Origin of the sequence: Streptomyces sp. CB02980 (assembly GCF_014451325.2) — a bacterium.
Classification (GTDB): domain Bacteria; phylum Actinomycetota; class Actinomycetes; order Streptomycetales; family Streptomycetaceae; genus Streptomyces.
The window spans coordinates 45,384-58,534 of sequence record NZ_JACSCH020000002.1 but is presented as its reverse complement, the minus strand read 5'-3'; the positions used below and the strand labels follow the sequence as shown (position 1 = coordinate 58,534).

Annotated in this window: 9 protein-coding genes; 6 read left to right on the top strand and 3 right to left on the bottom strand. The window is 72.2% G+C overall.

Annotated elements, in window-relative coordinates; translation table 11 throughout:
- Window positions 1–52: 52 nt before the first annotated feature.
- A complete protein-coding gene (locus tag E0F75_RS04015) occupies window positions 53–1,150 on the bottom strand; it encodes a LacI family DNA-binding transcriptional regulator (protein ID WP_030312923.1) in 1,098 nt (365 codons plus the stop codon).
- A 335-nt stretch (window positions 1,151–1,485) separates the two neighbouring features.
- Entirely contained in the window at window positions 1,486–2,472 is a 987-nt protein-coding gene (locus E0F75_RS04010; RefSeq protein ID WP_187621564.1) for a hydroxyacid dehydrogenase, read from the bottom strand.
- A gap of 361 nt (window positions 2,473–2,833) precedes the next feature.
- Here E0F75_RS04010 and E0F75_RS04005 point away from each other — a divergent pair, with 361 nt between their 5' ends.
- The 6 genes from E0F75_RS04005 to E0F75_RS03980 all read left to right on the top strand — a co-directional run bounded on the left by E0F75_RS04005 (window position 2,834) and on the right by E0F75_RS03980 (window position 11,566).
- Window positions 2,834–3,835 (top strand): sugar ABC transporter permease, encoded by a 1,002-nt coding sequence (locus E0F75_RS04005; RefSeq protein ID WP_187621068.1) that lies wholly within the window; start codon window positions 2,834–2,836, stop codon window positions 3,833–3,835.
- A 112-nt stretch (window positions 3,836–3,947) separates the two neighbouring features.
- Window positions 3,948–4,808: a carbohydrate ABC transporter permease gene (locus E0F75_RS04000; protein ID WP_187621563.1), complete on the top strand. Its 861-nt coding sequence runs from the start codon at window positions 3,948–3,950 to the stop codon at window positions 4,806–4,808.
- Window positions 4,809–4,929: 121 nt separating this feature from the next.
- Window positions 4,930–6,627, top strand: a complete 1,698-nt coding sequence (locus tag E0F75_RS03995) for an extracellular solute-binding protein (protein ID WP_187621067.1) — start codon at window positions 4,930–4,932, stop codon at window positions 6,625–6,627.
- Window positions 6,624–8,096: a M1 family metallopeptidase gene (locus tag E0F75_RS03990; RefSeq protein ID WP_229312490.1), complete on the top strand. Its 1,473-nt coding sequence runs from the start codon at window positions 6,624–6,626 to the stop codon at window positions 8,094–8,096. The genes E0F75_RS03995 and E0F75_RS03990 overlap by 4 nt, the downstream gene beginning before the upstream one ends.
- 5 nt (window positions 8,097–8,101) lie before the next feature.
- The gene (locus E0F75_RS03985; protein ID WP_187621066.1) at window positions 8,102–10,330 is read left to right on the top strand and encodes a right-handed parallel beta-helix repeat-containing protein; all 2,229 of its coding nucleotides are present in this window, start codon (window positions 8,102–8,104) and stop codon (window positions 10,328–10,330) included.
- 51 nt (window positions 10,331–10,381) lie between these two features.
- Complete coding sequence (locus E0F75_RS03980) at window positions 10,382–11,566, top strand: Gfo/Idh/MocA family protein (protein WP_187621065.1); 1,185 nt, start codon at window positions 10,382–10,384, stop codon at window positions 11,564–11,566.
- 78 nt (window positions 11,567–11,644) lie between these two features.
- On the opposite strand, the gene E0F75_RS03975 is transcribed toward E0F75_RS03980, so the two are convergent.
- On the bottom strand, window positions 11,645–13,105 hold the full coding sequence (locus tag E0F75_RS03975; protein ID WP_187621064.1) for a diacylglycerol kinase family protein: 1,461 nt from the start codon (window positions 13,103–13,105) through the stop codon (window positions 11,645–11,647).
- Between the last annotated feature and the right edge of the window lie 46 nt (window positions 13,106–13,151).

Genomic DNA, 13,151 nt, shown 5'->3' with positions numbered 1-13,151 from the left:
GCGTGTTTCTGTTCGTTACTGCGTCAACAGACCCTCGTACACGCGGAATCGCTCAGGATCGGCGGCGTTTCGCGGCGCGTGGCGGCGCCACCGAGTCGCGCACGACGATATGGGTCCCGAGCCGCAGGGTGCCGGTCGTCGGCGCGCGCCAGTCGTCCTCGTCGCCCCCGTCGACGGCCACGCGCACGGCCTGCCGCCCCAGTTCCTCCAGCGGTACGTGCACGGTGGTGAGGCGCGGTCGCAGTTCCTGGGCCACGGGCACGTCGTCGTACCCGACGAGCGAGACGTCCTGCGGCACGCCGATCCCCGCCTCTTCGAGCGCCTGGGCGGCGCCTGCGGCGACGATGTCGTTCGCGGCGAAGACGGCCGTGAACCGCAGTCCTTCCCGCAGGAGTTCGTTCATCCGGCGGTAGCCGAAGGCCCGGCTGAACGCGCCCGGCTGCACCAGGTCCGGGTCGTGCGCCACCCCGCGCAGCTCCAGGGCACGCCGGTGCCCGGCGATGCGGTCCCGCGTGGTGGAGAGGCCGGGAGGGCCGCCGAGATAGAGGATCCGCTCGTGTCCCTGGGTGAGCAGATGGTCGGTGATCGCGAAGGCGCCGCCCTCGTTGTCGTACTCCACGCCGACCGTGGGCACGTCCTCGCCGAGGGAGGGCCGGCCGCACAGGACCAGCTTGGAGCCGCCGGCGTCCAGATCGTGGGCGCGGCGGGCGAGTTCCGCCCGGTAGGTGCGGTCGGCGACGCTGCCGCCGACGAGGATCACGGCATCGGCGCGCCGCTCGTGCATGAGCTCGATGAAGGCGAGTTCGCGCTGCGGGTCGCCCTGGGTCGTACAGACCAGGCAGAGCCGGTCGCCCGCCGCCGCCTCGCGCTCCACACCGCGCGCGATGTAGGCGTAGAAGGGATCGACGACATCGCTGATGATGATGCCCACGGTGCGGCCCGAGACGCCGGCGAGGGCGCGCGCGTGCGCGTTGACCACATAGCCGAGGCCCCGCATGGCGGCCTCCACGCGCTCGCGTGTCGCGGCCGCGACGGGGTAGTTGCGGTTCATCACCCGGGACACGGTCGCCGTGGACACCCCCGCGAGGCGCGCCACGTCCACGACCGTCGCGCGGCGCTGTCCGGCCGCCGTCGATTCCTGCCGGGACATCCGGTCCTCCCCCTGGAGCGTCTGGTCGTCACTGCGCGGGCCGCTCTCCGGCCTTCGCCGGGAGGCGCGGGCCCGTGGCTCCCGGTTCCCGCCCCGCCCGGTGCCTCCGGGCGGACGGCTCCGCCCCGCGTCCGGCCCCCAGCCTAGGCCCTGTCCGGCGGCGCGGAGAGAGGCCTGGTCGCTGGTGCCGTCCGGACGCCTGGGGACCTGGGCGGCGGCGCCGTCGGGATGCCTGGAGGTCCGGGCGGCGGCACCGTCGGGGAGCCCGGAGGCCCGGTCGGAGGCGCCGTCGGGGAGCCCGGAGGCCCGGTCGGAGGCGCCGTCGGGCTGTCCGGTCATGCGATCCGCTCCAGGTCCGACAGGAGCACGGCGTGCTGGAGGGGCACCCCGCGCGCGTAGCGGCCGAGTTCGTCGACGGCGAGCGCCCCGAGCCGTCCCGCCTCGTTGCCCTGGGCGCCGGCCAGGTGCGGGGTGATGAACACGTTGGGCAGCTCCCACAGCGGGTGGTGGTCGGGGAGCGGCTCCGGGTCGGTCACGTCGAGTACGGCGTCGATCCGGCCGCTGACCAGGTGCGGGACGAGCGCCTCGGTGTCCACGAGCGGTCCGCGCGCGGTGTTCACGAGCAGGGCGCCGGGCCGCAGGAGCGCCAGGCGCCGCGCGTCGAGGAGGTGGTGGGTGTCGGGGGTGGCCGGCGCGTGCAGGGTCACGACGTCGCTGGTGGCGACGAGGGTGTCCAGGTCGGTACTTGTCGCCCCCAGCTCCCGTGCCTCGACGGCGCTCACGTACGGGTCGTGCAGGAGCACCTCGGCGTCGAGGGCGCGCAGCAGCTCGACGACGCGGCGTCCGATCCGGGAGGCGCCGACGACGCCGACGGTGATGCCGTGGGTGCCGAGCCAGTGCAGCCGCTCCAGGTCGGCCGTCGTCCGGTGCGACCTGCGGGTGCGGAAGAGCTCGGCGAGCGGGAAGGCCCGCTTGGCGCCGAGGATGATCGCCGCGAGGGTGAACTCGGCGACCGGGACGGCGTTGGCGGCCGCCGCCGAGGAGACGGCGATGCCGCGGGCGTAGGCGGTGCTGCTGAGAAAGGTCTTCACGGTGCCCGCCGAGTGGATCACCGCGCCGAGCCGCGGGGCGCGGTCCAGGACGCCCGCGTCGACCGGAGGGCAGCCCCAACCGGTCAGGAGCACCTCGCAGTCGGCGAGCGCGGTCGCCGCCGCGGGGCTGTCGAACTCCTCCACGGGGAAGGGAAGTCGCAGGTCGGCGGCCTCTTCGAGGCGCGCTCGCACGGCGGGTGGGAAGACGTCGTCGAGCAGGGCGGGGTCCATGGCGAGGAGCGTCCGCGGGCGGCGGGGGAGTGTGGGCGCCCGGCCGTTCGCGCCGGTCCGCGCCGACGGTTCGTCAGAGGTTCGCACCATGCCTCCGGATAGTAAGCGTGTACTACAGATGACTGCGCACGCTAAGGACAGATGCCATCGACCGTCAAGCAATCCCCCCTTGCCGGGAGGGATTTGGCCGACGAGCAGCCGGAATGGCCAGGAAACAGGGCTGGTTGGCCCGGTCCGGGCGGCGGAGGAATCGCGAACGGTTCCCCACTCGCTCTTGACGCCTGGGTTAACCGCTTACTACGTTGCCGCCGCAGAACGTCACATCGACTTCCCTGCGTCACCAGCCGAACAGGACTCCTCCATGGCTGACACAGCACCCCCGCTGCCCCTGAAGGGCCGGCGGCAGGACGCCGGGGCGACGGCAACGCCCGTCGCCCTCCGCGGAAAAGCGACCCTCTGGCAGCGGATCAAGCGCGACAAAGTGATGCTGCTGCTCTGCCTGCCGGGACTGCTCTACTTCCTCGTCTTCCACTACGTACCGCTGCTCGGCTACATCACCGCGTTCCAGGACTACCAGCCGTACCTCGGGTACGCGGACAGCGCCTGGGTGGGACTGGGCAACTTCGCGACGGCCTTCGCCGAACCGGCCTTCTGGTCCGCCGTCCGCAACACCCTGACCATCGCCCTCGTCGAGCTGGTCTTCTTCTTCCCGCTGCCGATCGCCCTCGCCCTGCTGCTCAACAGCGTCGTCAGCGACAAGCTCCGCCGCTTCGTCCAGAGCGTGGTCTATCTGCCGCACTTCATCGGCTGGGTCATCATCGTCTCGATCTTCCAGCAGGTCCTCGGCGGCGCCGGCGTCCTGCCCGAACTGCTCGACTCGGCCGGCCTGCCCCGCTACGACATGATGAGCGACCCGGACGCCTTCCCGTGGCTGCTCACCCTCCAGCTGGTCTGGAAGGACGCGGGCTGGGGCACGATCATCATCCTCGCCGCGCTGCTCACCATCGACCGCCAGCAGTACGAGGCGGCCGCCATCGACGGCGCAGGCCGACTCAGGCGCCTGTGGCACGTCACCCTGCCGGGCATCGCCCCCGTCGTCATCCTGCTCCTCATCCTCAACCTCGGTCAGATCCTCTCGGTCGGCTTCGAGCAGATCCTGCTCCAGCGGGACGCCGTCGGCCCGGAAGCGGGCGAAGTCCTCGACACCTACGTCTACTTCCATGGCATCAAGGACGGCGACTGGGGTGTCTCGGCGGCCGTCGGCCTCGTCAAGGCGGTGGTCGGCACCGTGCTCGTCCTCGGCGCCAACAAGCTCGCCCACCACTTCGGCCATGAAGGGATCTACCGTGGCGCCGATCGCTGAGACCTCCCGCGACACCCGGACCCCTCGCCTCACCGAGACCCGTCGTGTCACCGGGGCCGCACCGCGAGCCGCCACGAGCAAGACCCGTGCCGCCTCCGGCCGACCCCCGTGGATGGAGCGCCCGACCCGGACCGGCCTGGCCGCCAAGGGCCTCGCCCTCACCCTCGTGGTCGCCGCCGTCGCCTACCCCCTCCTGGGCGTGATCGGCACCAGCCTCGCCTCCCAGAGCGACATCATCAGGTCCGCGGGCCTCGTCCTCTGGCCCGACCACCCCACCCTGGACGCGTACCGCACGATCTTCACCGGCGGTGTCGTCACCCGCGCCCTGCTCGTCAGCATCGGCGTCACGCTCGTCGGCACCGGCTGCGCCCTGCTGCTCACCATCGGCATGGCGTACGGGCTGTCCCGGCGCGATGTCGTCGGCTCACGGGTCATCCTGATGACCGCGCTCTTCACGATGCTCTTCAACCCGGGCGTCATCCCGAACTTCCTGCTCGTCAACGAACTCGGCCTCTACGACACCTTCGCCGCCCTCGTCATGCCGACCATGGTCAGCGCCTTCAACCTGGTCGTCCTCCGCTCCTTCTTCATGAACCTCCCCGAGGAGCTGTACGACGCGGCGAAGGTGGACGGCGCCGGCGATCTGCGGATCCTCCTCCAGGTCGTGCTGCCGCTGTCGAAGGCCGTCATCGCCGTCGTCAGCCTCTTCTACGCGGTGACGTACTGGAACGCCTTCTTCAACGCCATGCTCTACCTCGGCGACAGCGAGAAGTGGCCCCTGCCGATGGTGCTCCGCACCTTCGTCCTCCAGGGCCAGAGCCTCGACAGCGCCGTCGCAGGCGAGGCCGTCGCCCCCCAGCAGTCGGTCCAGATGGCCGTGCTCGTCGTGGCCGTCCTCCCCATCCTCTGCGTCTACCCCTTCCTCCAGCGCTACTTCACCAAGGGCGTGCTCACCGGCGCCATCAAGGGCTGAGCCCACCGCGAGCCCCACCGCGAGCCCCACCGCGAGCCCCACCGCGAGCCCCACCGCGACGCCCTCGGCGCGGCCCTCCCACCCCGCGACCCGCCCCCCGCCCTTCCTCCCAGGAGTCCCCATGTCCCGGTCCTCCAGGTCCACCCCCTCCACCCCGCTCGACCGCAGAACACTCCTCCGCCTCGGGTCCGGCGTCGGCCTGGGCGTCGCCGCCGCGCCCCTGATCACGGCATGCGGCGGCAGCGGCGCCGCGACCGAGAAGGCATCGGTCAAGAGCGGCTCCCTCCTGCCGAACACCGTCCTGCGCGACCTCGGCATCACCCCCGACCACCCCGGCACCGCCCAGGGCGTCCCCCACGGATTCACCCGCTACCCGGCCAAGCCCGTCCGCTCCGTCCCGGGCACTCCCCTCCAGGGGGCCAGGACCATCACCGCCTCCCTGGAGACGTTCAAGCCGCCGGCCCCCGGACGCGAGCGGAACGCCGCCTGGCAGGAGATCGAGAAGCGGCTCGGCACCCGGGTCGACATCCAGGCCGTCGCCGCCGACGACTGGCCCACCAGGTTCTCCACCATGGTCGCGAGCGACACCCTCACCGACCTCTTCATGTACCCGGAGACGGGCGGCGTCGACCACAAGGCCGCCTTCCTCGCCGCCAAGTGCGCCGACCTCACCCCGTACCTCTCCGGCGACCGGATCAAGGACTACCCGAACCTGGCGGCCATCCCGAAGGGCGCCTGGCAGGGCTCCATCTACGGCGGCAAGCTGTACGGCATCCCGATCGCGCGCGCCGGCACCGGCGGCGCCGGGTACTACCGCCACGACCTGTTCGCCGCGGCCGGGGTCACCAGCCTCGACCAGATCACCGACATGGACCGCTTCGTCGAGCTCTGCAAGGAGCTGACCCGCCCCAAGGAGAAGCAGTACGCCGTCTCCGCCGGCGTCACCACCCTGATCGCCATGTCGTACGGAGCCCCCTACTACTGGCGCATGGACGCCACGACCGGGAAGTTCACCCTCGACCTGGAGACGGAGGAGTACCGGGCCGCGATCGAGATGGCGGCCACGCTGTACAAGGCCGGCTGCTACTACCCGGGCACCGTGCAGATGTCGGGCGCCCAGAAGGCCCAGTACACCGACCTGTTCAAGAACGGCCGCGCCGCCTACGTCTTCGACGGCTGGCCCGCCTACCTCACGCCCAGCACCGGATACCTCGACGCGATGGCCGCCATCGACCCCTCGTACGACGTCCGCCCGATGACGCCGATCGGCAAGAACGCCGTCGCCTGGAACAACAACGCACGGCTCAGCGAGTCCTTCGTCAGGAAGGCCGACGCGAACCGCGTCAAGGAGATCCTCCGGCTCGCCGACTGGGTCGCCGCACCGTTCGGCACCGAGGAGTACACCCTCCTCGCCTACGGGGTCGAGGGCACCGACCACCGGCGTGACGGCAAGGGCGCGCCCATCCTCACCGAGCAGGGCAGCCAGGACGTCGCCGTCCCCTGGCAGCTGATGGCCTCCGCCACGCCCGCGCTCTACTCCGCCACCAACGCGCGGGGCGTCAAGCACCTGCACGACGCGTACGCGCGGCTCATCCCCAGGATGACCCCCGACCCCACGGGCGGCTACTCCTCGCCGACCTGGGACTCCAAGTCCTCCGGCACCCTCAACACCCTCAAGGGCGACTGGATCAAGGACATCGTCACCGGCCGCAAGCCCATGAGCAGCTACGACGGCCTCGTCAAGGAGTACCTCGCCAAGGGCGGCCAGCAGGCCCGCCGCGAGTTCGAGGAAGCAGCCCAGAAGGGAGCGAAGCAGTGACCCGCACCGGCATCCTGCGCGCAGCCGTCGCCACCGTGGCGACCGTGGCCGCGACGGCCGCGCTCGCGACCGCCGTCCCCGCACAAGCCCTCTCCCCGCACGCCCGCTCCTTCGACCCGAAGCCCGGCGCGCCCGGGGCGGGGGACCCGCTGTTCCCGACACTCGGCAACGGCGGCTACGACGTGCGGCACTACGACCTCTCCTTCGACTTCACCCCGGTCACGTACGACTTCACCGGCACCATGAAGATCAGCGCCAGGGCCACCCAGGACCTGTCCTCGTTCAACCTCGACGTCGACTCGCTCGCCATCGACGCCGTCACGGTCGACGGCAAGGACGCGGCCTGGTCCGTCGCACCCGGCAGCAGCGGCCAGGAGCTCACCGTCACCCCCGAGGGCGGCCTGCGCGACCACCGCCGCTTCGACGTCACCGTCAGCTACCACGGCAACGGCAGGACCAAGCCCGTCGGCGCCCCCGGCTGGCGCTACATCAGTGACGGGGGCTTCGCCTCCGCCGCCCAGGCCTCCCGCGCCGACACGTTCGCCCCCGTCAACGACACCACCATGGACAAGGCGAAGTGGACCTTCCACCTCACCGCCCCCGACGGCTACACGGCCGGCGCCAACGGCACCGCCACCGGCAGCCGCCCGGCCGGCCCCGGAAGGACCACCTGGGACTTCCGGCTCGACGCCCCGATGGCCCCCGAACTCCTCGGCATCTCCGTCGCCCGGCAGACCGTCCTCACCGGCCGGGGCCCGCACGGCATCACGCTGCGCCACTACGTCCCCGAGGACCAGGTCGACACGTACCGGCCGGTCGTCGAGCGCACCGCCGGGCAGATCGCCTGGCTGGAGAACACCCTCGGCGTCCGCTACCCCTTCGACACCTACGGGATGCAGATCGTCCGCGACGGCTACGGCGACGCCCTCGAGAACCAGACCCTGTCCCTCTTCGGCCCGAACTGGTTCAAGAACGCCGCCACCTCCACGACGTACACCAACGTCATGATCCACGAGCTGACCCACCAGTGGTTCGGGGACTCGGTCACCCCCACCACCTGGCAGAGCGCCTGGCTCAACGAGGGTCCCGCCGTCTACTACGCGGCCCTCTGGGCCGACCAGCAGGGCACCGCCTCCCTGCAGGACAAGATGAAGGCGGCGTACGCCAGGCTCGACGCGGTCCGGAAGACCGACGGCCCGCCCGGGCTCCCCACCGCGCTCGGGGGGTTCAACATCTACGACGGTGCCGCCGTCGTCCTGTACGCCCTCCACCAGCGGGTCGGGCAGGAGGAGTTCGACGCGATCGTCACGTCCTGGCTGAGGAAGCACCGCGACGGCAACGCCGACTCGCAGGACTTCATCGACAACGCCGTCCGTGTCACCCACGACGACTCCCTGCGGCCCTTCCTGGAGGACTGGCTCTTCAGCACGGAGAACCCGCCCATGCCGGGCCACCCGGACTGGGTGTGAGCGCGATGCGACGGATCCGCGTCCTGACCGCGCTCACCGCGCTCACCGCCCTCGCCGCCGGACTCCTCACGGCCGCGCCGGCCCTGGCGCAGCCCGCGCCCAAGGTCCTGCACGCCGCCCCGGACGGCTCGGGAACGACCTGCAGCACCGGCCGCCCCTGCTCCCTCACCGGCGCGCGTGACGCGGCACGCGGAGTCACCGGTCGCGACGTACGCGTCGAACTCGCCGACGGCACCTATGGGTTGACCGGGCCGCTGACCCTGGGGGAGGAGGACTCCGGCCGCGACGGCGGCACCGTCACCTGGACCGCCGCCGCGGGCGCCACTCCCGTCCTCTCCGGCGGGCGTACCCTGACCGGCTGGACCGCGAACGCCGACGGCACCTGGACCGCGCACGTCCCCGACGGCGTCACCCCGCGCCAGCTCTTCGTCGACGGCGTCAGGGCCGTCCGGGCGCGTGGCGGCTCCTGCCCGGCCGCCGTCTGCGACGCGACGAAGACGGGCATGACGGGCGCCGTCGCCACCGGCATCGCGGGCTGGGCCCGCCCCACGGACGCCGAGGCGGTCATCGCCGTCCGCTGGCGCAACTACCACTGCCGCATCACCGGCGTCGACGGCGACCTGCTGACCTTCGCCCGGCCCTGCTGGTCGAACTCCGCCTCCGGCACGGACCGCACGGGTCCCGCCTGGGACACGACGACCGTCGACTCCACGCGCTTCACGAAGGTGGCGTACTTCGAGAACGCGGTCGAACTCCTCGACGAAACAGGTGAGTTCGTCTGGAACGCAGAGCTTCGCACCGTCACCTACCTGCCGCGCGGGGGCGAGGACATGCGGCGCGCGCGGGCCGTCACCCCCGCCACCGAGCGGCTCCTCGTCCTCGACGGCGCCCACGACCTGCGCGTCGAGCGGCTCGCCCTGCGGTACGCGGCCTGGGACCAGCCGAACACCGACGAGGGGTACGCCGGCACCCAGGCCGGGCTCACCCTCACCGGAGCCACCGGACCCGTCGATCACGCGGGCCGCCACTACACCAAGCCGACTGCGGCCCTGACCGTACGAGGTGGCCGTGACGTCGTCGTCGACCGCGTCGACTTCAGCCGCCTCGGCGGCGCCGGCCTCGTCCTCGAGGACGGCACCAAGGACACGACGGTCACCCGCTCAGGCTTCACCGACCTCTCCTCCGGCGCCGTCTACCTCGGCGACACGGAACCCCTGCCGGACCGCGAGCGGGCGGGGGAGCGGAACACCCTCTCGTACAACACGATCCGGCGCACGGGCGTCGAGTACACCGACTCCGTCGGCATCTGGGCGGGGTACGAGGCCCGGCTCACCGTCGACCACAACACCCTGGCGGACCTTCCGTACTCCGGCATCTCGGTCGGCTGGGGCTGGAACCAGCCGGAGGCCCGTACGTCCGTGCTCCGCGACAACCGGATCACCGCCAACCGCATCACCGGCGTCATGCGCGTGGCGTACGACCAGCACGACGGCGGCGCCGTCTACACCCAGGGCGCCCAGCCCGGCACGATCGTCTCCGGCAACTACATCGACCGCAGCGCCTACGGCAACACCGAGCGCGACGGCAACGGCGTCTACCTCGACGAACAGTCCAGCCACATCCGGGTGGAGGGCAATGTCATCACCCGCGTCGGCTACAAGTGGGTCTCCAACTGGGCCGACTACGGCATCGACAACCACGCCACTGGCAACTGGACCGACACCGCGGCGCCGGCCCTCACCGGCACCGGTTCGACGACGACCGGCAACCACACCTCGCTCGACCGGCTTCCCGCCGAGGCCCTCGCGGTGGCCCGCGCGGCCGGCGCGGACGGCCGGGGCCACGTCGAACAGCTCCGGCCCGACCTCGCGCGCACGGCCACGGTGACCCAGTCCTCGACCGACGGCACGGCCACCGCCGCGCACGCCGTCGACGGCGACACCACCACCGACACCCGCACCCTCTCCGAGCCGGGCGCCTGGTGGCAGGCCGACCTCGGGGCCGTACGCCATGTCGGCCAGGTCGAGCTGTGGAACAACACCTCCATGACGACCGCCGACGTCGACGTCCAGCTCGCCGCCTCGCCCGATTTCGGCGACGCGACGACGATCCCCCTCACCGGGAAGGCGCTGCGGCCCACCCTGGTGAACACCGACACGGAAGCCCGCTACCTGAGGATCGTGCACCGTGGCACGGGCCGCGTGGCCCTTTCCCACGTCCTCATCCATCCGTGACGCTTCACCCATGACGCCTCACCCGTGTCCCCAGGGAAGGAACGACCGACCATGACCGACCTCCGCCTCGGTGTCCTCGGCTACGGACTGCGCGGCTCACTCGCCCGTACGGCCCACCGCCCCGGCGCCGGCTCACGGGTCACCGCCCTCGCGGACCACGACGCCCGGGCCAGGGCGGAGGCGGCCACGGCCTTCCCCGGCGCCCGGCTCCACACCGACCACCGCGAGATCGTCGAGGACCCCGACATCGACGCCGTCCTCGTCCTCACCCCCGACCACACCCACGCCGACCTGGCCCGCGAGGTGCTGAAGGCGGGCAAGCCCGTCTTCGTCGAGAAGCCCCTCGCCACCGACATCGAGAGCTGCGACGCGATCCTGCGCACCGCGTACGAGACGGGCACCCGCCTCTACATCGGGCACAACATGCGCCACATGCCGGTGGTCCGGCTGATGAGGGACATCGTCGAGCGCGGTGAGATCGGCACCGTGAAGACGATCTGGGTCCGCCACTTCGTCGGCTACGGCGGCGACTGGTACTTCAAGGACTGGCATGCCGAACAGCGCTACACGAACGGGCTGTTGCTCCAGAAGGCGGCCCACGACATCGACGTCCTGCACTGGCTCGCCGGCGGGTACGCCGAGCAGGTGCAGGCGCTCGGCGACCTGATGGTCTACGGCGCCAACCCGCACCGCCGCGCACCCGGGGAACCCAAGCACGAGGACTGGTACACCAAGGACGGCCACTGGCCGCCGCACACCCAGCGCGGGCTCAACCCGGTGATCGACGTCGAGGACGTGTCCCTGGTCAACATGCGCCTGGACAACGGCGTCCTCGCCGCCTACCAGCAATGCCACTTCACCCCCGACTACTGGCGCAACTACACCGTCATCGGCGACGCCGGCCGACTGGAGAACTTCGGCGACGGCCCCGGCGGAGCGGTCCGGGTGTGGAACTCCCGCCGCTCGGGCTACCGCGCGGAACCGGACGCCGAGTACCCCGTACCGGCGGCGGAGGACGACGCGGGACACGGCGGTGCGGACCCCCTGCTCGTCGACGAGTTCGTCCGCTTCGCCCGCGAGGGCGGCCGCACGGACACGTCACCGGTGGCGGCCCGCATGTCCGTGGCGGCGGGTGTGCGAGCGACGGAATCCCTGCGCACCGGCGGTGCACCCCGAGCGGTGCCGCCCCTCGACCCGGAGCTCGTCGCGTACTTCGCCCGCGGCCAGACCCGATGAGGCGGGCCCGGTGCCGCACCGCCGGGCGGGCGGCTGACCGAAGGACCGCATGCTGCTCGAACGCGATGCGAGGTCGTGTCAGCTGTCCTGTCCCTGGAGGCTCGGCACGGGACGGCCGAAGGCCAGGTCGAAGAGCCGCCGCCAGTCCACGCGCGGGGCGGGGACGACGACGCCGGGGCGGTCGCGCGGCACCAGGACCCGCAGGGCGCCCGGGCGCAGCGTGCAGACCACCGGGGTGGTCATGCGCAGGGCCTCACCGTCGACCGCGACGGGGATCTCGTTCGTACCCGAGGCGTCCGTACCCGAGGCGTCTGCGCCGGGGGTACTGGCCGAGCCGCTCGTACCCGAGTCGTCCCTGCCGGTGTCGCCCGTCGTGGAAGAGGTCACCTCCACCCGGCGGGCGGTCGTGACGGTCAGTCCGGTGGACTGGGAACCGCGTACGGCGAGGTCGGCCGCCTCCGCAGCGCCCTCCACCCGGATTCCCAGCACGCCCAGCTCGCCGTCGTCCAGGCTGGGCCGGCGGCCGCCGCCGCTCAGCACGTCGGGCGAGGTGTACGCGTTGTTGCTGATCAGGAGGGCCTGCTGGGACGTCAGCGTCGTGTCGTCGATCCGCGCGTCGAGCCGGCGCACCCCTTCGCCGACCAGCAGGTCGGGCATGAGGGTCAGGGCCGTGCCCGCCTTGTCGTCACGGTATTCGGGGCGCTGCACGACATCGGCGTAGACACCGAAGGACACGGTGTTGACGAAGGGCCTCCCGCCGACCTCGCCGAGGTCGATCCGGAGCTCCTCGCCGTCCGTGAGCGCGTCGAGGCAGCGGGCCGGGTCGGAACGGTCGAGGCCGAGGTCCATCGCGAAGTGGTTGCGGGTCCCGGCCGAGATGACGAGGAACGGCAGGTCGTGTTCGGCGGCGACCGCCGCGACCAGTGCCTGGGTGCCGTCGCCGCCGGCGACACCGAGCAGGTCCGCGCCCCCGGCCACCGCCTCGCGGGCCAGTGCGGCCACGTCGGCCGGGGCGGCGGGATCGAGCACGGTCACCCGGGCGCCCAGCGCCTCCGCCCGGTCGACCAGGCCGAAGCGGCCGACCTTCCCGCCCCCCGACTTCGGATTCATGATGAGGAAGGCCCGCTGGGGCCGGGGGGCCGGGAACGAGCGGGTCTTCCGCCGGGGTCGGGCCCTGCGCAGCGCGGCCCGCGCGCAGGCCAGTGCGAGGGCCCAGCACAGGACCAGCACCAGCGCCGTGCGCCACAGCCCGTCGTGGGCGAAGAGCACCAGGACTCCGACCGGTGCGGCGACCGCGACGAGCGCCCCGATCAGGCGGACCGCGCCGCGGTGCGCCAGGAACCACCACACGCCCGCGGCGCAGACGACGAGCCCCAGCAGGCCGGCCAGGACGACCACGAGGCCGCCGTCGCCGATCGCGAGCACGAGGACGACCAGTGAACCGACCGCCGCGAGCACGGCGATCCGGGCCAGGAGCCGCGCCGCGGTACCCCCGTGGGATCCCGTCGTCCGCGTCCCGCCCCTGCCGTCCTGGCTCATCCCGTGTCCCACCTCTCGGCCCGGTCCGTGACCCCCAGCGTTCACG